Genomic DNA, 20,314 nt, shown 5'->3' with positions numbered 1-20,314 from the left:
TGCCACGGGCGGCGAGGCCAAACGGGCCATGCCATCTCTACATCCTCCAGAGTTCGCTGAAAATTGCCCAATCTTTAGGCGGATAGCGCTGTATTCACGCGTTATTCGGCGGGGGCGGCCGCCGTTCCTGCCGGGGCGGCACCGCCCCGGACCACGGCCCGCCCGCGACGGCCCAGCGCCAGCCCCGCCACCGCCGGCACCACCACCAAGGTCGCGACGGTCGCGAACAGCAGCCCTCCGATCATCGCCACCGCCATCGGCCCCCAGAACGCCGAACTGGTGAGCGGGATGAAGGCCAGCACCGCCGCGAGCCCGGTCAGCACCACCGGCCGCGCCCGGCGCACCGTGCTCTCGATGATGGCGGTGCGGCGCTCCGCCCCCGCCGCCAGATCCTGCCGCACCTGATCGACCAGGATCAGCGTGTTGCGCATGATCATGCCCGCCAGCGCGATCACGCCGAGCAAGGCCACGAAGCCGAAGGGCTGGCCCATCACCAGCAACGCCGCCGCGGCACCGGGCAGGCCGAGCGGCGCGGTCGCCACCACCACCGCCATGTCGCCCCAATGCCGTAGCTGGATCATCAGCAGCAGCAGCATGACCCCGCCCATCACCGGGAACAGGGCCGCGAGGCTGGCATTGGCCTTGGCCGATTCCTCGGCCGCCCCACCGGGCTCCAGCCGGTAGCCCGCGGGCAGCCCGGCCACGATGGGGGCGAGGGCCGCCATCGCCGCGTTGCTCACATCCAGCGGCTGGAACCCCGGCTGCACATCGGCCCGGACCGTGAGGAAGCCCTCACGGTTGCGGCGCCAGAGGATGGGCTCCTCCGCCTCCGGCACCAGCCGCGCGATCTGCGCCAGCGGCACCGCGCCGGCGGAGGTCGAGAGCGTCAGATCCGGCAGGCTGCCGGGGTCGAGCCGCTCGGCCGCCGGCGCGCGCAGGATCACATCCACCCGCCGGTTGCCCTCGCGCAGGCTGGTCGCGGTGGTGCCGGAGAGCAGCGTCGCCAGGGCCTGCGACACCTCGGCGGGTGAGAGGCCGAGCTGCGCGACCCGCGCCGAATCCAGCTCCAGCCGCAGCGAGGGCATGCGCTCGGACCAGGCGAGTTCGGCATGCGCCGCCCCAGGCACCTCGCGCAGCACCGCCAGCACCTGGTCGGCGGCGCGGCGCAATTCAGCGGGGTCGGGGCCGGTGACGCGGACCTGGACCGGGAAGCCGACCGGCGGGCCGAAGTCGAGGCGGGAGACGCGGATGCGCGCCTCGGGCGCGATCCCCGCCTCGGCCAGCGCCAGCAGCCGCGTCCGCAGACGTTCGCGCGCCGGCACATCCGGCGTCAGCACCACGATCTTGCCGAAGGCCTCATTCGGCAGGTCGGGGTTCAGCGCCAGGAAGAAGCGCGGCGCCCCGGCACCGAGGTAGGCGGTGAAGAGCGTCGCATCCGGGTCGTTCCGCAACTCCGCCTCGATCCGCGCGATGGCGGCATCGGTCGCGGCGAAGGGCGCGCCCTGGCGCAGGGTCACATCCACCAGCAATTCCCGCCGCTCGGACACCGGGAAGAATTGCTGCCGCACCATGCCCATGAGCACACCGCCGCCGGCCAGCGCCAGCAGCGTCGCCCCCAGCACCAGCAGCCGGTGGTCGAGAACCCAGCCGACCAGCCGGCGGAAATGATGGAAGAAGCGGCCGGCGTAGGGATCGGCGTGATGCGCGCTCGGCTTCGGCAGCAGCCGTATCCCGAGCCAGGGGGTGAAGGTGACGGCGACGAGCCAGGAGGCGATCAGCGCCGCCCCCACCACCCAGAAGATGCCGCCCGCGTATTCGCCCGCCGAGGAGGCCGCGAAGCCGACCGGGATGAAGCCGGCGATGGTGACCAGCGTGCCGGTCAGCATCGGCCCCGCCGTGCTGGTCCAGGCGAAGCCCGCCGCGCGGGCGCGGTCCCAGCCCTGCTCCAGCTTCACCACCATCGCCTCGATGGCGATGATCGCGTCATCCACCAGCAGCCCGAGCGAGAGGATCAGCGCGCCGAGGCTGATCCGGTCCAGCTCCATCCCCCAGCGCCACATCAGCGCCATGGTGAGCGACAGGGTCAGCGGCACCGCCAGCGCCACCACGATCCCCGCCCCGAAGCCGAGGGCGGCGAAGGACACCAGCAGCACCACGCCGATCGCGACCGCGAATTTCAGCAGGAATTCGGCGATGCTTTCGGCCACCACCGCCGATTGGTCGTTCACCGCGGCCAGGCCGATGCCGAGCGGCAGGTCGGCGCGGATCGCCGCGGCTTCCGTCCGCAGCGCGGCGCCGAGCGCCAGCACGTCGAAGCCCGGCTGCTTGGCGACCGCGATGATGACGGCGGGCACGCCATCCTGGCGGATCGCGCGGGTCGGCGGGTCCTCCAGCGCGCGTTCCACCGTGGCGATGTCCGACAGGCGCAGGTTGCGCCCGCCCACTGCGATCGGCAGGTCGCGGATCGCCTGCAAGCCGCCGAAGCCATCGCCCGGCCGCAGGAACAGCCGCGAGGCGCCACCCTCCACCACGCCGGCCGCGATCACCGGGTTGAAGCGTTGCAGCGCCTCGACGATCTGGGCGGGCTGGACCCCGAGGGTGGCCAGCCGGGCATGGCTCACCTCGACATGGATGCGCTGCGGGCGCTCGCCCTCGATGCTGACCTTGCCGACGCCGGGGATGCGGCGGAGGCGCGCCTGGATGCGCTCGGCCTGCCGCACCAGATCGGCGTTGTCCGAACCGGTCAGCGCAAAGAGGGCCGAGAAGACATCGCCGTACTCGTCGTCAAAATAGGGTCCGCGCAGCCCGCTGGGCAGGTTGCCGGCGATGTCGCCCACCTTCTTGCGGACCTGGTACCACAGCCCGGCGACCTCGCGCGGCGGGGTGGTGTCGCGCAGGGTCACCTGGATCGTCGCGGTGCCGGGGCGGGCGAAGGTCTGCAGGATGTCGAGGTTGGGCAGGTCCTGCAGCCGCGCCTCGATCGGGTCGGCGACCAGGCGCTGCATCTGCTCGGCGGTGGCGCCCGGCCATTGCGCGCTGACCACCATGACCTTGAGGGTGAAGGCCGGGTCCTCGGCCCGGCCCAGGCGCTGCCAGGCGGTGGCGCCGAGCGCCAGCACCAGCAGCAAGGCAAAGAGCGTCAGCGCGCTGTTGCGGACCGCGGCGGCCGAGAGGTTGAAGCGTTCCATGGCGGGATCACCGCAAGGTCGCGGCGGGGCGGCGGTCGGCGATGCGCACCGCGCTGCCGGCATCCAGCAACTGCACCCCGGCGGTCACCACGAGGTCGCCCTCGGCAAGGTCGCCGCGCAGCGCCACCGTCTCGGGCCCGAGGCGCGCGACGGTGACGGGCACCGCCTCCACCCGGCCCGGCGCGGCCAGGCGCCAGACCATGGCGCCCTGGCCGCGATCATGCAGCGCCCCGCGCGGCAGGGTCGCGACCGGGGCCGCAGTGGCCTCGGCCACCCGCACCGTCGCGGTGGCGCCGAGGGCGGCCCAGTCGGGCGGATTGTCGAGCGCGAAGCGGGCGGCGCGGGTGCGCAGCGCGCCCTCCGCCTGGGGCGCGGCCTCGCGCAGCCGCGCGGCCAGGGGCTCGCCGGGGCGGGACCAGAGGGTGACCTCGGCGGCGGCCCCCGGCGGGAGGGCAAGCTGTTCCGGCAGGGCGACCAGCACCTCGCGCTCGGAGGGATCGGCGAGGCGCAGGATCGCAGCACCCTCGGCGACCACCTGCCCGGCCTCGGCCAGCAGCGCGATCACCACCCCATCGGAGGGCGCGCGCAATTCGGCATAGCCGAGGCGGTTGCGGGCCAGGTCCAGCGCCGCGGAGGCGGAGGCGACCTGTTCCACCGCGGCGCGGGCGGTGGCGATGCGCTGCTCGTCATAGGCGGCGGCGACGTGGCCGGCGGCGCGCAGGCTGCGGGAGCGCTGTGCCTCGGCGGTGGCGCGGCGGGCCTCGGCGGCGGCGGCTTCCAGATCGGCCTGGGCGCTGCGCAGCGCCAGGGTCAGGTCGGCGGCATCCAGCCGCGCCATTACCTGCCCGGCCTGGACGGTGGAGCCGGCATCGACCAGCCGGGCAGTGATGCGGCCGCCGGTGCGGAAGCCGACATCGGCCTCCCGCCGCGCCAGGATCTGGCCGGTGAAGCTGCGGGCATGGGCCTCGGGCGCCAAGTGGACCTCGGCGACCTGGACCGGGTGGGGAGCCTCGGCGACGGGCGCCTCGGCGGCCTCGGGCCGGCAGGCGGCCAGGGCCAGCAGGGTTAGAAGGAGAGGGCGGGAGGGGGACATGCGGCTTGCCTCGGTGACACGGCCGCATCAAAACCCTGACGATTGATGAAAGTCAAGAATCATCAGTTATGATGCGTGTCAGGCCCGAAAGCCCCGGATGAGGAAATCCACCATCGCATCCAGCCGCGCCTTCAGCGCCGGTTCGGTCTTGCCGTGGTTCAGGCAGTCGGCCAGCAGAACCGGATGGGTCCAGACCAGCGTCGCGGTGTTGATGATCTCCGCGCCGGCCGCCGTATCGGTGGGGGCGAAGACGCCCTCGGCGATGCCATCGGCGAGCAGTCGCGCGAACACCGCCTCGACCGCGACGATGAAGCGTTCGATCACGTTCCAATGCTCGGTCATCGCCGCCTGGACCATGTCGTGCATGCAGCGCTCATGGATGAACAGCCGCATGTCGCTGTCGAACAGATGATGCAGCACGGCCCGGAGGCGCTCGGGCGCGGGGAGAGGAGCGGAGGCGATCGCCTCCATCTCGTCGGCCACGCCCTTGAGCATGCTGGCGGCGATGGCCTCGTTGATGGCGCTTTTTGTGGGGTAGAAGCGGTAGATATTGGCCGGCGACATGCCGAGGTCGCGCGCAATGTCGGCGACGGTGGTCTTCTGGTAGCCGATGCGGCGGAACAGCGCCTCGGCCACCGTCTCGATACGGCGGCGGGTTTCGGCCGCGCGTTGCTCGATGGCGGATGGAAGGAATGGCGACATGATGGATTCTGACGAATAATGTGAAGCGTCAGTCTATCAGAAACGCCGCGCCTTGGCGAGAAGCTTGCGCGGCTTGTGTGCAAACCCGTGCCCTCGTGGATTGCATCCGACCCCGGGACCGGCCCATCTATCGCCCACTGACAGAGGAGCCGTGCCATGGGCGTGCCCGATATTTCCGCGACTGAGGCCTGGGCCGCGATCCGATCCGATCCGGATGCGGTGCTGGTCGATGTCCGCACCGATGCCGAATGGACCTTCGTCGGTGTCCCGGACCTGTCCGAGGCCGGCAAGCAAACGGTGCTGATCCCGTGGCAGGTCTATCCCTCGATGCAGGTCAACGGCGCCTTCGCCGAGCATCTGCGCCGCGCCGGCGTCACGCCGCTGTCCAAGGTCTATTACCTGTGCCGGTCCGGCGCGCGGTCGCTGGCGGCGGGCCAGGCGGCGCAGGCGGCGGGGTTCCCGCATGCCTACAATGTTGCCAATGGCTTTGAGGGCCCGGTGGATGCGAGCGGCCATCGTGGCGCCACCGCCGGGTGGAAGGCCGAGGGGCTGCCCTGGGTGCAGCGCTAGCCTCTAGCGATTCCCCGCGATCTTCTGGTGCTCCAGCCGCGACAGCAGCCGCACCACCGGCCAGAGCATGAGGAAGTAGAGGATCGCCGCCGCGACCACCGGCGTCGCGTTGTAGGTCACGCTCTGCGCCTGCCGCGCCTGGTACAGCAGCTCCGGCAGCGCCACGACCGAGGCGAGGGAGGTGAGCTTCACCACCTCCAGCGTGTTCGACACGAGGTCGGGCAGCACGTTCTTCACCGCCTGCGGCAGCACGATCAGGAAGAAGATCGGCGTCGGCCGCAGCCCCAGCGCGCGGGCTGCCTCGGACTGGCCGCGCGGCACGCTTTCCAGCCCGGCGCGCAGGATTTCCGCGTAATAGGCCCCGGTGTTGAGGAAGAAGGCCAGCGCGACCGAGCCCCAGGGCCCCAGGTCCAGCCCCGCGAAGGGCAGGCCGGCATACAGGAAGATCAGCAGCACCAACGGCGGCAGCGCGCGGAACACATCGACCCAGATGCCGAGAGGGATGCTGACCCAGCGGCTTTCCGCCCGCGACAGCGCCGCCAGGATCAGCCCGCCGATGATGCCGAGCGGCACGGTCATGACGGACAGCAGGATGGTCGAGATCAGCCCGGCCTGCAGGATCGGCCAAGCCTGGACCACGATGGACCAGTCGAGGAACGCGTCCTGGAAATCTTCCCAGCTCATCGGGCGAAGGGCCTGGCGAAGCGCAGCTCGATCCGGCGCCCCACGATCACCACCGGCAGGAACAGTATCAGATAAGCGAGCGCCCCGAGCGTCAGGGGCGAGGGATTCAAGGAAAACGCGACGGAGGATTGCGCCGCCCCCAGGATCTCGCTGACCGCGACCACGCTGCCGAGTGCCGTGCCCTTGGTGATGGCGATGGTGCGGTTGACCAAGGGCGGGATGACCATCCGCAACGCCTGCGGCAACACCACCAGGAACAGCACATGCAGGAACCGCAGCCCGAGGGCACGGGCGGCCTCGGTCTGGCCATGCGGGACGGCGGTGATGCCGGCCCAATAGATCTCCTCGGAGAAGGCCGCGAGGATCAGCGCCAGCGAGATGAAGGTGGCGGTGAAGCCCGAGAAGGAGAGCCCCGCCGCCGGCAGCCCAAAATACAGCAGCACGATGATCACCAGCGGCGGCAAGGCGCGGAACACATCGACGATGAAGATGATCAGCCAGTTCAGCGGCCTGATCCCGAAGGCCCGGATCACCGCGAGGACGAGCCCAAGGGCCAGCCCCACGATCACGATCAGCACCGCGAGTTCCACGGTGACGAAGAAGCCCTGCACGATCACCGGCCAATAGGTGCCGATGACCTGCAGATTGAGGAAGGAGGAGACGAAGGCGTCCCAGCCTTTCATGCCGTGACGCCCCCTATCCTGTGATCAGCAACGCGGCTCGCGCGGCGTCGGGTCGTAATGCGGCATGCCGGGGACGCCGGTGCCCGGGAAGACGGTGTTCTCGGCCGAATCCGGGCCAGGCGTGTCACCGAACCACTGCGCCGAGAGCCGGGCGACCGTGCCGTCCTTCTTCAGGCATTCGAGCGCGTTCTCGACCTGCGCGCGCAGCGCCTCGGCGCCCAGCGGGAAGGGGGCGGACCAATGCGCGCGCGTCTCGGTCAGCACGTAATCGGCGATGAACTGCCGCTGGCGGGAGGCGGCGTAGCGCACCACCGTATTGCCGGCGAGGTTGGCATAGGCGCGGCCCGAGATCACCGCCTGCACCGCATCGGGCTGGGTGTCATAGGCCTGGACGGTGAAGCCGTAGCGTTCGGCATTGTCCTTGGCCCAGGAATCGTAATTGCTGCCCTTGTTCACGCTGAGCGACTTGCCGCGCAGATCCTCCAGCGAGGTGATCGGCGGCGTGCCGCGGCGGATGCCGAACTGGTATTCGGTGTACAGGTAGCCTTCGGTGAAGAGCATGTTCGGCGCGCGCTCGGCCGTCACCGTCGTCGGCGCGCAGAGAAAGTCGTAGCGCCCCGCGTTCATCGCCGGGACCAACCCGGAGAAGGTGGCGCTGTCGATGACGATCTCGCGGCCCATCTGGCGGGCGATGGCGCGGAACAGATCGACGTTGAAGCCCTGCACGCCGCCTTCCAGACGCGGAAAGGCATGGGGGGCGAAGGTGCCATCCACGGCGCAGCGCAGTGGCGGCTGGGCGGCGGCCTGGGCCGCGGCGGGGCGTGCCAGGGCAGGGGCCAGCAGCACGGCCGCCGCCAGGGCGAGCGGTGCGGCGAAGCGCGCCAGGATCGGGCTGGACATGAAGCTTGGTCCTTTCTTGTTTTGTTGCAGATGTCCCTTGACGGGCCTTCACGACAACCTGCCGCAGGCGCGCCTGCAATTCATAGGGTGCTCGGCACGCGAATTGGCCGGCCGGGACATGCCGCTGGCGCCGGGCGCGGCACGCTGCCGCATCCGGGGGCATTCCGCGCCGCAGTGCTGCGATGCAACACGCCCCCTTCGTCCCATCCGCGACCGATGCCACTGTGCTGGCATGACCCCTGTCCGACACGCGCCCTACCTGACCTTGCTGCTCGGCGCCCTGGCGGCGCTGCCGCCTTTGGCGATCGACATGGGGTTGCCGGCGCATGGTGCGATCGCCGTGGCGCTCGGCGTCGCGGAACCCCGCATCGGGCTGACGCTCTCGCTCTTCATGGTCGGCTTTGCCTGCGCGCAGCTGGTCGCGGGGCCGATCAGCGACCGGTTCGGCCGCCGCCCGATGTTGCTCGCCGGCACCGCGCTGTTTGCCCTGGCGGGGCTCGGCTGTGCTTTCGCCGCCTCGCTGCCGGGGTTGCTGGCGCTGCGCGCGGTGCAGGGGGCGGGGGCCGGGGCGGCGGTCGTGATGGTCTTCGCCAGCGTGCGCGACCTGTTCGAGGGGGCGGAGGCCCGCATGCGCCTCTCCAGCGTCGCCATGGTGCTGTCGATCGCCCCGGTGGTCGCGCCGGCGATCGGGGCGCAGGTGCTGGCGGGGTTCGGCTGGCGCGCGGTGTTCGGCGTGCTGGCCCTGGCCGGTGGCGGGCTCTGCCTGGGCGTTGGGCTCGGCTTCCGGGAAAGCCACACGCGTCGCGACCCGACGGCGCTGGAACCCGCGCGGCTGAAGGCGAACCACCTCCTCTGGCTGCGGCACCGCACCAGCCCGTTGTTCGCGCTGATCAACGCCTTCTGCTTCGGTGGGCTCTTCGCCTGGGTCGCGGCCTCACCGCTGGTGCTGATGGGGATCTATGGCGTCTCGGGCACGGTCTATGGGGCGCTGTTCGCGATCACCGCCCTTGGCATCATGGCCGGTTCGGCGACCAACCGGATGCTGGCCAAGCGCGGCGTGCCGGGGGCGGTGGCGCTGCGGGCGGGGCTGTTCCTGTCGGCCACGGCCTGCTGCGGGGTGCTGGTGCTGACGCTGTTTGGGCAGCCGCCGCTGGCATTGCTGATGCCGCTGCTGGTCGCGAACTGCTGTTCGCTCGGCCTGGTGTCGTCCAATGCGACCGCGGCGGCCTTGCAGCCCTTCGGCGCCATGGCCGGCGTCGCCGCCGCACTCGGCGGCTCGATCCAGATGCTGGGCGGGGCGGTGGCGGGGGGCATGTCCACGGCGCTGATCGGTATCGTGGGGCTGCCCGGCCTGGGGGCGATGATGGCGGCGGCCTCGCTCACGGCGTTGGGGCTGCGGGCGCTGATCCTGCGCCGCAGCCCCGCCGTCTGATCAGGCGGCCTTCGCCCGGAACGCCGACAGCGCGCCGCCGCGCAGCACCGCCGAGGGCAGCCGGCGCCCGATGATGCGCTCGGCGAGGCGCCCGGCCTCGATCAGCGCATCGAGGTCGATGCCGGTCTCGATCCCCATCTCCTGGCACAGCAGCGCCAGTTCTTCGCTGGCGATATTGCCCGGCGCGCCCGGCTGGCCCGCGAAGGGGCAGCCGCCGAGCCCACCGACCGTGGCATCGAAGCGCGCGACACCCATGCGCATCCCGGCATGGGCATTGGCGATGCCGAGGCCCCGGGTGTCGTGCAGATGCAGGGTCAGCGCCAGATCGGGCCACAGCGCGCGGACCTCGCCGACGGTGCGTTCGATGCGGATCGGCGTCGCCCAGCCCATGGTGTCGGCCAAGGTCAGGTCCTTGATGGTCTCGCCGGCGTCCTTGGCGACCGCCATCGCATCGGACACCGCCGTGATCACCTGGGCCGGCGAGATGTCGCCCTGGTAGTTGCAGCCGAAGGCCGCCTGGATGCCGATCCGCGTCACCGGCACGCCGGCCGCCTTATGCGCCGCGGTCATCTTCGCCATGGCAACCTTCTGGCCCTCGCGGTCGCGGTTGAGGTTCTTCTTGGAGAAGGCCTCCGAGGCGGCGAAGGAGATCGAGCCGAACAGGGTCAGCCGGTCGCGGAAGGCCAAAGCGCGCTCCAGCCCGTTCGCATTGAACCACAGCGCCGAATAGGCGACGCCGGGCTGCGGGGTGAAGCCCGCGACCGTCGCCTCGGCATCCGCCCAGCCCGGCACCAGCTTCGGGTTCACGAAGCTCGCGACCTGGATGTGGTGCAGCCCGGTGCCGGAGAGCGCGTCGATAAGCGCGATCTTGTCGCTGGTGGCGATCGGGCCAGGCTCGATCTGGAAGCCCTCGCGCGGGCCTTCCTCGGCGATGGTCACATGGCTTGGCAGGTCGCTCATTGTGTATTTTCTCCCTTGATGAACTCGTCAGGCCGCCAGCGCGCGCTCCGGATAGAGGCCGAGCAGCCCCACCTCCGACGCGGCACAGCGCCCCCGTTCGGTGATGATCCCCGTCACCAGCCGCGCCGGCGTCACGTCGAAGCCCGGATTGCGCGCGGGGCTGCCCGGGGCGGCGGTGCGGATCGAGCCTGGGGTGCCATCGGGCAGCAGGCCCGTGGTGTGGGTGACCTCGGCCTCGCCGCGATCCTCGATCGGGATTTCGCTGACGCCATCGGCCACGGCCCAATCCAGGGTCGAGTGCGGCAGCGCGACCCAGAACGGCACGTTGTTGTCATGCGCGGCCAGCGCCTTGAGATAGGTGCCGATCTTGTTCGCGACATCGCCGCGGCGGGTCACGCGATCGGTGCCGACCAGCACGATATCGACCTCGCCATGCTGCATCAGATGGCCGCCGGCATTGTCGGCGATGACGGTATGCGGAACGCCATGCGCGCCCAGCTCCCAGGCGGTCAGCAGCGCGCCCTGGTTGCGCGGGCGGGTCTCGTCCACCCAGACATGCACGGGGATGCCGGCGTCATGCGCCTGGTAGACCACCGACAGGGCGGTGCCGAAATCGACGGTGGCGATCCAGCCGGTGTTGCAATGGGTCAGGATATTGACGGGCCTGCCCGGCTTTCCCGCCGCGATGGCCTCGATCAGCGGCAGGCCATGCGCGCCGATCGCGCGGCAGGTCGCGACGTCATCCTCGGCAATGGCGCCGGCCTCGGCCCAGGCGCGGGCGGCGCGGGTCGCCTCGGGCAGCGGGCGCAGCACCGTCAGCATCCGCCCCAGCGCCCAGCGCAGGTTGATCGCGGTCGGCCGGGTTTCACCCAGCATCGCGGCGACGGGCTCCAGCGCCGCCGGATCGTCCCGCAGCGCCAGCGCCAGCCCATAGGCCGCGACCGCGCCGATCAGCGGCGCGCCGCGCACCTGCATGGAACGGATTGCCTGCGCGGCGGCCCCGGCATTCGCGATCCGCAGCCACTCCACCCGCCAGGGCAGCAGGGTCTGGTCCAGGATGAGGATCGCCCCGTCCTCGGCCTGGATGGAACGATGCGGGACGCCGTCGATCTTCATGCCGGGACCCTCTTCAAATACGCCGGCTTCAAATACGCTGGTGCAGGGCGCAGACCAGGGTGAAGAGCCGCCGCGCCGTTTCGAAATCGAGGCCGATGCGGCCTTCGAGCCGCTCGCATAAAAGCTCGGCGCCCTCGTTGTGCAACCCGCGCCGCCCCATGTCGATGGCCTGGATACGGGCCTCCTGGGCGCCGTCCTGGACCGCCTGCTCATGGCTTTCCACCACCATGGCGTAGTCCTTGATCAACCGCCGGAACGGGCCGAGGGCCAGGACCAGCGCATGCAGCGGGGTGTCGTCCGCGGCCCGGATGTCGAAGACCAGCCGCCCGTCGCGCAGCGCCAGATGCAGCGCATAGGGCCCGGCCTTCAGCCCCGGCGGGTCGAAATGATTGCCCGCGAGCAGATCCGTGACCGCCTGCGCCCGATCCGCCTCGGCATAGGCCGAGGGCAGATCGCCGCATTCGTCGAGTTCGATCCGGATCAGCCGTTGCGCAGGCATGGTCTCGTCAGTGATCCGGCCTGACGACGGCCGCGGCCAGGGGCGCGGGGATCGGATCGGGTCCATGCTCGTCGCCGGTAAAGCCGAGCGACAGCATCCAGCCGACGACCGCGCCCTTGACCGGCCGCAGCACCGCCATGCTCGCGAGCGTGAACAGCGGCAGCCAGATGGCCATGTGCAGCCACATCGGCGGCATATAGGCGCGCTCGACCAGGAAGATGCCCGGCACGAGTAAATGCCCGACCAGCAGGATGGTGAAATAGGGCGGTGCGTCATCCGCCCGCAGCCGCCCGAGCGGCGCATGGCAGACCGAGCATTCGGCGACGACCTTCAGATAGCCGTCGAACACCTTCCCCTGCCCACAGATCGGGCAGCGGTTCATGGCGCCACGGCGGATCGCCGTCAGGAACGGCGGCGGGGCGTAGGGCAAGGCAGGTGGGGTCCGGTCGGGCTCCCAGCGCATGGTGGTTCTTCCTCTTCGGGGTTCATGCCCCGTTGTGCACTGCATCATCGGCTTCCGGGCGGCCGGATTCAAGCGCGGGCGCTTGCGAAACCGGGCTTGGCAGCCGAGCATCTGAGGCATGAGCGCCCGTATCCTTGTGATCAACCCCAATTCGGATGCCCCCTGCACTGCGGGAATCGCGGCCGCCGTCGCGCCCTTCGCGCGGCCGGGCCTGGCCCATTTCGACACCGTGAGGCTGCCCGACGGCCCCCCCGCCATCGCGACCTGGGCCGACTGGCATGCGGCGACCACGCTGCTCGCGGCGCTGGTCGCGCGGGAGCCCGCCGCCGCCTACGTCATCGCCTGCGTGTCGGACCCCGGCATCGACCTGCTCCGCAGCCAGACCCGGGCGCCGGTGCTGGGCGCGCTGCGCTGCGGCGTCGCGGCGGCGCTGGCCCGCGCCGACCGCTTCGGCCTGATCGCCTTCGTCGAGGCCAGCAAGCAGCGCCAGCGCCGCGTGCTCCAGGCGATGGGGGTGGAGGGCCGGCTCGCGGGGCAGGTCGCGCTGGACCTGCCGATGGCGACCCTGCTGGATGCGGAGGCGCCGCGGGCCAGGCTGGCCGAGGTTGGGCGCCAGCTCGCGGGGATGGGGGCGGAGGCGCTGGTGCTCGGCTGCGCCGGGCTCGCGGCGCATCGCCGTTACCTGGAGGGCACCATCGGCCTGCCGGTCATCGAGCCCATTGCCGCCTCGGCTGCGGCGGCGGTGCTGGCGGTCAGCTGAAAAGATCCAGGGGCCAGCCCCTGGACCCCGCTGGGGCCTGAGGCCCCAGACCCCCGTCTAAGTCACGTCTTGAACGCTCGACTAAAGGCGTTACGGCGCATTGCGCAAGAATCGAAACGCGCCCTTCACGCCATACAAGCCAAAGAAAAAAACAACAAATAGGAATAAAAATACCTGTGTGCCTGCCCAAAATCTGGTTCCGCTGGTGATAACGAAATTGGATGGACCTTCCGCTGGAATAAGATTTCCGGTCAGCGTCATTAGGCAAATTATTCCTGACAGTATCGATAAAAATGATCCGATAATAATAAATAGAAAAATTATAAAGTCACTTTTGCTGTGTTTCTTAACAACATCTTTTGCAATTGTTACAGATAAAACAACTATTGCTGTAGATATCGTGATGAGTTGAACGCTGAAATCTTTCGCAAATGAAAAACCTAATTTTGTAGCCTCTATAGATTCAGAATTCATCGGAATATCCATCTGTCTAGCAGAACGGGTAGAGGGGGCATATTTTTCTGATAACTCTATCAATTATGCCTTCCGAAATAGCGACTTGCCCATCGGGCGTACGACCTTCCACCAGAACTTCCAGGAGTAGCGTGGTGGCATTACGTTGCGCGGCGATCAGATTTGTTGCGCGTTCAGGATAATCTTTAACAAATGTTTCCAGGGAAACATCCGGAATCTCGAGCGTCGAAAACCCCTCTAGAACTGTACCAAGGAGGCGCCTGGCCTCCGCCTCGTTGTTGCGGACCGATATCCGGAGCACTTGTTCTACGGCCGGCAGGTAGTCGATGACGTCACGAGATCTCATCTGATTGAACGGAGGGCGAAGGCTGCCGGCAGGCGCCTGTCCACGTGAAGAGCGCCAGGGAAAAGCGAGCATCGCAGCGGCAATGAAGAGGCGTCGCATCCACATGGCATTGCTCTATGTTCCGGTGCCGTCAGCCTGCGCTAACCAATCCTCCCTCGCAACATGTAGCAGACGCCGGATGTGCCAGGGACGGCCGTCAACATCCCCGACACGTCTCGGAAGAGGGAATGACGGCCCCCTGCGGGGGGCTCGCTTAACGCGATGCCCTGTATGGAACGAACAGAGCGACTATGATTTTGGCGCCCATTCCTCCGGCGCCTCGCTACCGGCACTGGCCAGGATGCGGCCATAGGCCTCGGGCCGGCGATGCCTGGCAAAGTCGAAGATCGTGGTGCGGCCGAGCTTGCACATGTCCAGATCCGCCTCGGCCACGATCAGCTCGTCATCCCAGCTCGTCGCCTGGGCCATGATCTCGCCCGAGGGGTTCACGATGATCGAATGGCCGAACAGCTCGTGCCCGTCCTCGGTGCCGGCCTTGGCCACGCCCACGCCGAAGCAGGCGTTCTGGTAGCAGCCCGCCTGGATCGAGAGGTGGTTGTGGAAGACGCGCAGATGATGCGCCTCGAACCCCCGGTTCTCCATGTTCAGGCTCGGCGTGTTGTAGCCGAGCATCACCAGCTCGACCTGCTGCATCCCGAGCGAGCGCCAGGCCTCGGGCCAGCGGCGGTCGTTGCAGATCATCATGCCGATGTTGACCGGCCCCGCGTTGCCGATCGGCGCGCGGACAACAGGGAAGCCGAGGTCGCCGACCTCGAAGTAGCGCTTCTCCAGATGCTGCACGGTACGGGTCGGATCGTATTCGCTGTGCCCGGGCAGATGGATCTTGCGGTACTTCAGCACCACCTCGCCCGAGGGGTGGACATAGACGGCGGTGTTGAAGCGCCGCCCATCCGGCGTCCGCTCGGCATAGCCGAGGTGGAAGCCGATGTTGAATTTGCGCGCGGCCTCGAACAGCGGCGCGGTGGCGTTGGAGGGCAGGGCGGTCTCGTACCAATGATCGGCATTGGTCAAATCCTCCTCGTACCAGCGCGGGAAGAAGGTGGTCAGCGCGAGTTCGGGGAAGACCACCACATCGGCGCCACGGCGATGCGCGGTTTCCATCAGGGCGACCATGCGCGCGACGGCGACCTCGCGCCCCTCGGCGCGCTGGATCGGGCCGAGCTGGGCAGCGGCGAGGACGAGTTTACGGGACATGCTGTGATCCTTCACGCGGGCGGCAGGGCGCCGGTCTGTTCCACAATGCGGCGGTACTGCTCCGGCCGCCGATGGGCAGCGAAATCGAAAATCTTGCCGGGGCCACGCCCCTGCTGGCAGGCGTCGAAGTCGCAGTCCGCGACGATGACCTCATCGCCCTCGGTCGTGGCCTGGGCCGCGATCAACCCGTCCGGGCTGACGATCACGCTGCCGCCGATCAGCCCCGCGCCATCCTCGACGCCGGCCTTGGCGACGCTGACCGCCCAGGTCGCGTTCATATAGGCATTGGCCTGCACCGCGAGCGTGGAGTGGAACACCCGCCGCGCGCCATCCTCGGCATCGCCGCCGTTCGGGTCATAGGCGGCGGAATTGTAGCCGATCGCGACCAGCTCCACCCCTTGCAGCCCGAGGCAGCGCCAGGCTTCCGGCCAGCGGCGATCGTTGCAGATCAGCGATCCCATCACCGGCGCGCCCCATTCGGCCGACCCGCGCGCCACCGGGAAGCCGAGGTCGCCATATTCGAAGTAGCGTTTTTCCAACTGCTGGAAGCGGTTCTGCGGTCGCGGCTCCACCGAGCCCGGCAGATGCACCTTGCGGTATTTCAGCAGGATCGCCCCATCGGCGCCTACCAGAACGGCGGTGTTGAAGCGCCTGCCCTCCGGCGTCAGCTCCGCGAAGCCGATGGAGAAGCCGACGCCGAGGGCCTTGGCGCGGTCGAACAGCGGCTGCACCGCCGCATTCGGCATGCCCTGCTCATAATAGGTGTCGAGTTCCGCGGTGTCCTCGATCAGCCAGCGCGGGAAGAAGGTGGTGAAGGCGAGTTCCGGAAAGACGACGAAGCGCGCGCCGCGTGCGGCCGATTGCTCCAGCAGCGCGATCAGCCGCGCCATCGTCGCCGCGCGCGTGTCGGCGTGCTGGATCGGGCCGAGCTGGGCGCCGGCGACGGTCAGGATACGTGTCATGGATGGACCCTCATTCGACAGGTGGCCGGGGCTCATCGCCAACCTCGGCGACGCCGCGCGGGCCGTTCATGATGCGCGCCACGCCGAGCAGCACCGCGGTCGCGATGGCCAGGCCCACCAAGGCGATCAGGACCGACGTCCCGGGGCCGGTCACCCAGACCCAGGCCGCGAAGGCGGCAATGGCGAGCAGGCAGGGAACCGCGACGCGCATCAATGCGCCGCCCCGCCAGGCGCCCCCGCATCGAGCGCGCTCATCCGGTGCTGGCGGGGCACGAAGGTGCCGTTGCCCGGCAGCACCTTCACCGCCGTGCCGTCCCAGATTTCGGTGCCGCGCAGCCAGGTGGCGGCGACGCGGGCGCGCATCGGCACGCCATGCCAGGGCGACCAGCGGCAGTCCTCGCGATCCTGGATCGTCGCTTCGTCGAACAGGAAGCGGCCTTCCTCCAGGATGCAGAAATCGGCGTCCGAGCCCGGCGCCAGGGCGCCCTTCTTCGGGAACAGCCCGTGGAAGCGCGCCGGGCGCTCGGCGCAGTAGCGCACCATATAGCTGGGCGAGAGGCCGCGATCGGCGAGCATGGTGAACATGTTCGGCGCGAAGGACTGCAAGCCCGTCAGCCCGGCGCCGACGGTGAAGATGTCGCCCTCATAGACCTTGCGGCTGCGGCCCCAGGGGGCGTGATCGGTCGAGATATAGCCGATGCTGCCCGCGAGCAGCGCCTTCCACATCCGCTCCACCTCCTCCGTGGTGCGGAACGGCGGGTTGCATTTACCGAAACCGCGCAGGCGGATGATGTCTTCCTCGGTCATGCAGAGGTACTGCACGCAGGCCTCCCCGCTCGCCTTGCCGCCCATGCCACGGAACATCGTGGCGAGTTCGAAGCCGCGGGACAGGGAGGAATGGGCCATATGGACATGCGCGCCCGCATCCAGCCCGATCTCGAAAATCTCCAGATCGGCCATCGTTTCCGCCAAGGGCGGACGCGTGCGGCAATGCATGATGGGATCGGTGCGGCCCGCGGCGCGTGCCTCATTGGTCAGGCGGGTGACCAGCTCCTCATCCTCATTGTGGATGGAGACCATCAGCCCGGTCTTGGCGATCTCGCGGAAGGCCGCGGCCATGGTCGGGTGGTCGATGCGCGGAAAGCGCACCGCATCATATTCATAGGTGGAGAGCTTGAAGGCCGAGGCCCCGGCTTCCGCCAATTCGGGGATTGCATGGATGCCGTCGGTCTTGGTGATCGTCGCATAGAGCGCGACATCCACATGCGCGAGGGCTTCGACCTGCGCCACCTTCTCGCGGAAGATGCCGGCATCGGTGGTCGCGCGCGGCACGTCATAGGGCATGTCGCAGACGGTGGTCACGCCGCCGGCCGCGGCGGTCATCGTCGCGCCCTCGATCCCCGGCCAGCCGATCGCGCTGCCGGTATGCATATGGCCATCGACCAGCCCGGGCAGGATCAGCGCGGCGCCGTAGTCCACGGTCCTGAGCGCCGGCGGCGGGCTGCCCTGGCCGATCGCGGCGATGGTCGCGCCCCGCACCGCGACATAGCCATCCGGGATCATCCCGTCGGAAAGCACCAGCGTGCCACGCAGGACGAGATCATAGGGGCTGCTCATGCGGGCTCAGGCTCCAAGAGGGCGGGACCGCGGCAAACTACGGCGAGGCGCCGGGCTCGCCAACCGCCGGCATCGGGAATAAGCGGTCGGCATGGGCGAGGGCGAGCTGAACTGCCTCACTTTCGCGCTCCCCGTTCCACGCCAGGGCAACACCGACGGCGTGGATCGGCCCGGCCAGGGCACGGAAGGCGACCCCCGGCGGCCGCAGCCGCGCCATGCCGGCCGAAACCAGCGCGACCCCGAGCCCCGCCGCGACGAAGCCGAGCTGCGCCATGGCCGAGCCCACCTCGCGCGCCGCACGCGGTGCGAAGCCCGCATCGCGGCAGGCCGCGACCATCGCATCGGAATAGGCCGGGCTGATCGCCCGCGGCAGCACCAGCATCGGCGCATCGGCGAGCAGCGCGAGCGGCAGCGGATCGGGGGCGTCCAGCAAGGCGTGCCCAAGCGGCAGCGCGACCACCAGCACATCGGTGCCGAGCGGACGCAGGCGGATCGGATGGCGCTCGCGGTCCAGCCGCAGCAGCGCGAGATCCACCTCGCCGCGCCGCAGCGCCTCGACCGCATCGGCGGTGTCGAGTTCGCGGACGGCGATGGCGGCATCGGGGCGCGCGCCCTGCAGCGCGCGGACCAGCGGCGGCAGATAATCGAACAAGGCCGAGGTGACGCAGGCGAGCGAGACCGGCGCATGCCGCCCCGCGCGCAGTTCACGCGCCAGATCCTCCAGGGCCGCGGCATTCTCCGCGAGGCGCCGGGCCAGCGGCAGCAGCGCCTCGCCCTCCCGCGTCGGGCGCGTGCCGCGGCCGCTGCGTTCCAGCAGGCGTACGCCGAGTTCGCGCTCCAGCGCCTGGATCTGCGCGGTCAGCGGCGGCTGCGAGATGCCGAGGCGCGCGGCGGCACGGCCGAAATGACCCTCCTCCGCGACAGCGAGGAAATGACCGAGACGGCGAACCAGGCGAAAATCCATAGGGCGATACGGAAACGCTATCGCTCTGCCACGTCAATCGGAATGGACGATAGGCAAGCCGCGGCGCACAAGGCCCCGGTCAAGCCTGACGACAAGCAAGAAAGGACGCCCGATGAAGCTGCACGGCGTGAAGGTCCATCCCTCCAAGGCACTGCTCAAGCGCGAGGACCAGCTTGCCTGGAAGATCGCCGGTGTCGCCACCGACAAGGTTGCCGTCCCGAAGGACGTGACCGCGATGATCATCAACCGGGTCATCGACAATGCCTCGGTCGCCATCGCCGCGATCAACCGCTCGCCGGTGGTCTCCGCCCGCGCCATGGCGCTCGGCCATCCGAGCAAGGGTGGTGCGGCGGTGTTCGGCATGCCCGCGACCAAGACGGTCAGCCCGGAATGGGCGGCCTGGGCCAATGGCACCGCGGTGCGTGAACTCGACATGCACGACACCTTCCTCGCGGCGGAATATTCGCATCCGGGCGACAACATCCCCCCCGTGCTCGCGGTCGCGCAGGCGATGGAGAAGTCGGGCAAGGACCTCGTCCGCGGCATCGCCACCGGCTACGAGATCCAGATGGACCTGGTCCGCGCGATCTCCCTGCATGAATACAAGGTAGATCACATCGCCCACCTCGGGCCCTCCGCCGCCGCCGGCATCGGCGCGCTGCTCGGGCTGAAGCAGGAGGTGATCTTCCAGGCCGTGCAGCAGGCGCTGCACACCACCATCACCTTCCGCCAGTCGCGCAAGGGCGAGATCTCGTCCTGGAAGGCCTTCGCCCCGGCGCATGCCGGCAAGCTCGCGATCGAGGCGGTGGATCGCGCGATGCGTGGAGAGGGCGCGCCCTCGCCGATCTACGAGGGCGAGGACAGCGTCATCGCCTGGGTGCTCGCCGGGCGCAGCAATCGCGACGACGTGTTCGGCCCGACCTACTACCAGGTGCCGCTGCCCGAGAAGGGCGAGCCCAAGCGCGCCATCATGGACAGCTACACCAAGGAGCATTCGGCCGAGTACCAGAGCCAGGCGCTGATCGACCTCGCCTTCCGCATGCGCGAGCAGATCGCCGACCTGGAAAAGATCGAGAAGATCATCATCCACACCAGCCATCACACGCATTATGTGATCGGCACCGGCGCCAACGACCCGCAGAAGATGGACCCGAAGGCCAGCCGCGAAACGCTGGACCATTCGATCATGTACATTTTTGCCGTCGCTCTGCAGGACGGGAGCTGGCACCACGTCGAGAGCTACTCTCCCAAGCGTGCCGGCCGTGCCGATACCGTGCGGCTCTGGCACAAGGTGGAGACGCAGGAGGACCCCGAATGGACCCGCCGCTACCATGCGACGGACCCCAACGAACTCGCCTTCGGCGGCCGCGTCGAGATCCAGTTCAAGGACGGCACCTCGCTGGTCGATGAGCTGGGTGTCGCCAATGCCCATCCGAACGGCGCGCGGCCCTTCGGCCGCCAGGACTACATCCGCAAGTTCCAGACCCTGACCGACGGCATCATCAGCGCGCGGGAGGCGAACCGCTTCCTCGATGTGGTGCAGGACCTGCCGCGCCTCGCGGCCGGCGACCTCTCCCTGCTGAATGTGAGCCTGCCCAAGGGCACGCTGCTGGAGGGCAAGCCCGGCATCTTCTGAGCCGGGGCGAC

General features: G+C 69.2%; 21 protein-coding genes. 4 read left to right on the top strand and 17 right to left on the bottom strand.

Annotation, left to right across the window (positions count from 1 at the left end):
- Positions 1-101: 101 nt before the first annotated feature.
- From C8P66_RS10335 to C8P66_RS10325, 3 genes are all read right to left on the bottom strand, one after another.
- Positions 102-3,188, bottom strand: a complete 3,087-nt coding sequence (locus C8P66_RS10335; RefSeq protein WP_111398177.1) for an efflux RND transporter permease subunit — start codon at positions 3,186-3,188, stop codon at positions 102-104.
- 7 nt (positions 3,189-3,195) lie between these two features.
- On the bottom strand, positions 3,196-4,281 hold the full coding sequence (locus C8P66_RS10330; RefSeq protein WP_111398176.1) for an efflux RND transporter periplasmic adaptor subunit: 1,086 nt from the start codon (positions 4,279-4,281) through the stop codon (positions 3,196-3,198).
- 78 nt (positions 4,282-4,359) lie between these two features.
- Complete coding sequence (locus C8P66_RS10325) at positions 4,360-4,983, bottom strand: TetR/AcrR family transcriptional regulator (protein WP_111398175.1); 624 nt, start codon at positions 4,981-4,983, stop codon at positions 4,360-4,362.
- 156 nt (positions 4,984-5,139) lie between these two features.
- Between C8P66_RS10325 and C8P66_RS10320 the strand changes: the two genes are divergently transcribed.
- On the top strand, positions 5,140-5,553 hold the full coding sequence (locus tag C8P66_RS10320; RefSeq protein WP_111398174.1) for a rhodanese-like domain-containing protein: 414 nt from the start codon (positions 5,140-5,142) through the stop codon (positions 5,551-5,553).
- A gap of 3 nt (positions 5,554-5,556) precedes the next feature.
- Here C8P66_RS10320 and C8P66_RS10315 read toward each other — a convergent pair whose 3' ends face one another.
- The 3 genes from C8P66_RS10315 to C8P66_RS10305 are packed head-to-tail and all read right to left on the bottom strand — an operon-like array spanning position 5,557 to position 7,820.
- Positions 5,557-6,237, bottom strand: a complete 681-nt coding sequence (locus tag C8P66_RS10315) for an amino acid ABC transporter permease (protein ID WP_111398173.1) — start codon at positions 6,235-6,237, stop codon at positions 5,557-5,559.
- Positions 6,234-6,920 carry an amino acid ABC transporter permease gene (locus C8P66_RS10310; protein WP_111398172.1) on the bottom strand — a complete coding sequence of 229 codons (687 nt, stop codon included), beginning with the start codon at positions 6,918-6,920 and terminating at the stop codon, positions 6,234-6,236. The genes C8P66_RS10315 and C8P66_RS10310 overlap by 4 nt, the downstream gene beginning before the upstream one ends.
- Positions 6,921-6,944: 24 nt before the next feature.
- A complete protein-coding gene (locus C8P66_RS10305) occupies positions 6,945-7,820 on the bottom strand; it encodes a transporter substrate-binding domain-containing protein (RefSeq protein ID WP_111398171.1) in 876 nt (291 codons plus the stop codon).
- A 232-nt stretch (positions 7,821-8,052) separates the two neighbouring features.
- On the opposite strand from C8P66_RS10305, the gene C8P66_RS10300 reads away from it, so the two are divergent.
- On the top strand, positions 8,053-9,252 hold the full coding sequence (locus C8P66_RS10300) for a Bcr/CflA family efflux MFS transporter (protein WP_158537196.1): 1,200 nt from the start codon (positions 8,053-8,055) through the stop codon (positions 9,250-9,252).
- On the opposite strand, the gene C8P66_RS10295 is transcribed toward C8P66_RS10300, so the two are convergent.
- The 4 genes from C8P66_RS10295 to C8P66_RS10280 are packed head-to-tail and all read right to left on the bottom strand — an operon-like array spanning position 9,253 to position 12,290.
- Complete coding sequence (locus C8P66_RS10295; RefSeq protein WP_111398169.1) at positions 9,253-10,212, bottom strand: hydroxymethylglutaryl-CoA lyase; 960 nt, start codon at positions 10,210-10,212, stop codon at positions 9,253-9,255. It lies immediately after the preceding gene.
- A gap of 27 nt (positions 10,213-10,239) precedes the next feature.
- Positions 10,240-11,328 carry an S-methyl-5-thioribose-1-phosphate isomerase gene (gene mtnA, locus C8P66_RS10290; protein WP_111398168.1) on the bottom strand — a complete coding sequence of 363 codons (1,089 nt, stop codon included), beginning with the start codon at positions 11,326-11,328 and terminating at the stop codon, positions 10,240-10,242.
- Positions 11,329-11,356: 28 nt separating this feature from the next.
- Positions 11,357-11,827, bottom strand: coding sequence for a UPF0262 family protein (locus tag C8P66_RS10285; RefSeq protein ID WP_111398167.1), 471 nt, complete (start codon positions 11,825-11,827; stop codon positions 11,357-11,359).
- A 7-nt stretch (positions 11,828-11,834) separates the two neighbouring features.
- Complete coding sequence (locus C8P66_RS10280; protein WP_111398166.1) at positions 11,835-12,290, bottom strand: DUF983 domain-containing protein; 456 nt, start codon at positions 12,288-12,290, stop codon at positions 11,835-11,837.
- 118 nt (positions 12,291-12,408) lie between these two features.
- Here C8P66_RS10280 and C8P66_RS10275 point away from each other — a divergent pair, with 118 nt between their 5' ends.
- Positions 12,409-13,050: an aspartate/glutamate racemase family protein gene (locus C8P66_RS10275; protein WP_111398165.1), complete on the top strand. Its 642-nt coding sequence runs from the start codon at positions 12,409-12,411 to the stop codon at positions 13,048-13,050.
- Between the two features lie 90 nt (positions 13,051-13,140).
- Here C8P66_RS10275 and C8P66_RS23535 read toward each other — a convergent pair whose 3' ends face one another.
- The 7 genes from C8P66_RS23535 to C8P66_RS10250 all read right to left on the bottom strand — a co-directional run bounded on the left by C8P66_RS23535 (position 13,141) and on the right by C8P66_RS10250 (position 18,667).
- Entirely contained in the window at positions 13,141-13,536 is a 396-nt protein-coding gene (locus C8P66_RS23535; RefSeq protein ID WP_158537195.1) for a hypothetical protein, read from the bottom strand.
- 4 nt (positions 13,537-13,540) lie between these two features.
- Positions 13,541-13,969 (bottom strand): hypothetical protein, encoded by a 429-nt coding sequence (locus C8P66_RS23530; RefSeq protein ID WP_146422802.1) that lies wholly within the window; start codon positions 13,967-13,969, stop codon positions 13,541-13,543.
- A gap of 189 nt (positions 13,970-14,158) precedes the next feature.
- Positions 14,159-15,124, bottom strand: coding sequence for an N-carbamoyl-D-amino-acid hydrolase (locus tag C8P66_RS10270; RefSeq protein ID WP_111398241.1), 966 nt, complete (start codon positions 15,122-15,124; stop codon positions 14,159-14,161).
- A gap of 11 nt (positions 15,125-15,135) precedes the next feature.
- On the bottom strand, positions 15,136-16,086 hold the full coding sequence (locus C8P66_RS10265; protein WP_111398164.1) for an N-carbamoyl-D-amino-acid hydrolase: 951 nt from the start codon (positions 16,084-16,086) through the stop codon (positions 15,136-15,138).
- Between the two features lie 10 nt (positions 16,087-16,096).
- Positions 16,097-16,297 (bottom strand): hypothetical protein, encoded by a 201-nt coding sequence (locus tag C8P66_RS10260; RefSeq protein WP_111398163.1) that lies wholly within the window; start codon positions 16,295-16,297, stop codon positions 16,097-16,099.
- On the bottom strand, positions 16,297-17,703 hold the full coding sequence (locus C8P66_RS10255) for a dihydroorotase (protein ID WP_111398162.1): 1,407 nt from the start codon (positions 17,701-17,703) through the stop codon (positions 16,297-16,299). The genes C8P66_RS10260 and C8P66_RS10255 overlap by 1 nt, the downstream gene beginning before the upstream one ends.
- A 37-nt stretch (positions 17,704-17,740) precedes the next feature.
- Complete coding sequence (locus C8P66_RS10250) at positions 17,741-18,667, bottom strand: LysR family transcriptional regulator (RefSeq protein ID WP_111398161.1); 927 nt, start codon at positions 18,665-18,667, stop codon at positions 17,741-17,743.
- Positions 18,668-18,779: 112 nt separating this feature from the next.
- On the opposite strand from C8P66_RS10250, the gene C8P66_RS10245 reads away from it, so the two are divergent.
- A complete protein-coding gene (locus tag C8P66_RS10245) occupies positions 18,780-20,303 on the top strand; it encodes an MmgE/PrpD family protein (RefSeq protein WP_111398160.1) in 1,524 nt (507 codons plus the stop codon).
- Positions 20,304-20,314 lie beyond the last annotated feature (11 nt).

It is taken from the genome of Humitalea rosea (assembly GCF_003253705.1).
In the GTDB taxonomy this organism is placed as follows: Bacteria; Pseudomonadota; Alphaproteobacteria; order Acetobacterales; family Acetobacteraceae; genus Humitalea; species Humitalea rosea.
The sequence above is the reverse complement of the archived record's forward strand: the minus strand, read 5'-3'. Positions and strand labels throughout refer to the sequence as shown.

Excerpts from the sequence above, each read along its gene's own strand:
- C8P66_RS10335 (WP_111398177.1), bottom strand. The coding sequence starts at position 3,188 with ATGGAACGCTTCAACCTCTCGGCCGCCGCGGTCCGCAACAGCGCGCTG.
- C8P66_RS10330 (WP_111398176.1), bottom strand. The coding sequence starts at position 4,281 with ATGTCCCCCTCCCGCCCTCTCCTTCTAACCCTGCTGGCCCTGGCCGCC.
- C8P66_RS10325 (WP_111398175.1), bottom strand. The coding sequence starts at position 4,983 with ATGTCGCCATTCCTTCCATCCGCCATCGAGCAACGCGCGGCCGAAACC.
- C8P66_RS10320 (WP_111398174.1), top strand. The coding sequence starts at position 5,140 with ATGGGCGTGCCCGATATTTCCGCGACTGAGGCCTGGGCCGCGATCCGA.
- C8P66_RS10315 (WP_111398173.1), bottom strand. The coding sequence starts at position 6,237 with ATGAGCTGGGAAGATTTCCAGGACGCGTTCCTCGACTGGTCCATCGTG.
- C8P66_RS10310 (WP_111398172.1), bottom strand. The coding sequence starts at position 6,920 with ATGAAAGGCTGGGACGCCTTCGTCTCCTCCTTCCTCAATCTGCAGGTC.
- C8P66_RS10305 (WP_111398171.1), bottom strand. The coding sequence starts at position 7,820 with ATGTCCAGCCCGATCCTGGCGCGCTTCGCCGCACCGCTCGCCCTGGCG.
- C8P66_RS10300 (WP_158537196.1), top strand. The coding sequence starts at position 8,053 with ATGACCCCTGTCCGACACGCGCCCTACCTGACCTTGCTGCTCGGCGCC.
- C8P66_RS10295 (WP_111398169.1), bottom strand. The coding sequence starts at position 10,212 with ATGAGCGACCTGCCAAGCCATGTGACCATCGCCGAGGAAGGCCCGCGC.
- mtnA (WP_111398168.1), bottom strand. The coding sequence starts at position 11,328 with ATGAAGATCGACGGCGTCCCGCATCGTTCCATCCAGGCCGAGGACGGG.
- C8P66_RS10285 (WP_111398167.1), bottom strand. The coding sequence starts at position 11,827 with ATGCCTGCGCAACGGCTGATCCGGATCGAACTCGACGAATGCGGCGAT.
- C8P66_RS10280 (WP_111398166.1), bottom strand. The coding sequence starts at position 12,290 with ATGCGCTGGGAGCCCGACCGGACCCCACCTGCCTTGCCCTACGCCCCG.
- C8P66_RS10275 (WP_111398165.1), top strand. The coding sequence starts at position 12,409 with ATGAGCGCCCGTATCCTTGTGATCAACCCCAATTCGGATGCCCCCTGC.
- C8P66_RS23535 (WP_158537195.1), bottom strand. The coding sequence starts at position 13,536 with ATGGATATTCCGATGAATTCTGAATCTATAGAGGCTACAAAATTAGGT.
- C8P66_RS23530 (WP_146422802.1), bottom strand. The coding sequence starts at position 13,969 with ATGCGACGCCTCTTCATTGCCGCTGCGATGCTCGCTTTTCCCTGGCGC.
- C8P66_RS10270 (WP_111398241.1), bottom strand. The coding sequence starts at position 15,124 with ATGTCCCGTAAACTCGTCCTCGCCGCTGCCCAGCTCGGCCCGATCCAG.
- C8P66_RS10265 (WP_111398164.1), bottom strand. The coding sequence starts at position 16,086 with ATGACACGTATCCTGACCGTCGCCGGCGCCCAGCTCGGCCCGATCCAG.
- C8P66_RS10260 (WP_111398163.1), bottom strand. The coding sequence starts at position 16,297 with ATGCGCGTCGCGGTTCCCTGCCTGCTCGCCATTGCCGCCTTCGCGGCC.
- C8P66_RS10255 (WP_111398162.1), bottom strand. The coding sequence starts at position 17,703 with ATGAGCAGCCCCTATGATCTCGTCCTGCGTGGCACGCTGGTGCTTTCC.
- C8P66_RS10250 (WP_111398161.1), bottom strand. The coding sequence starts at position 18,667 with ATGGATTTTCGCCTGGTTCGCCGTCTCGGTCATTTCCTCGCTGTCGCG.
- C8P66_RS10245 (WP_111398160.1), top strand. The coding sequence starts at position 18,780 with ATGAAGCTGCACGGCGTGAAGGTCCATCCCTCCAAGGCACTGCTCAAG.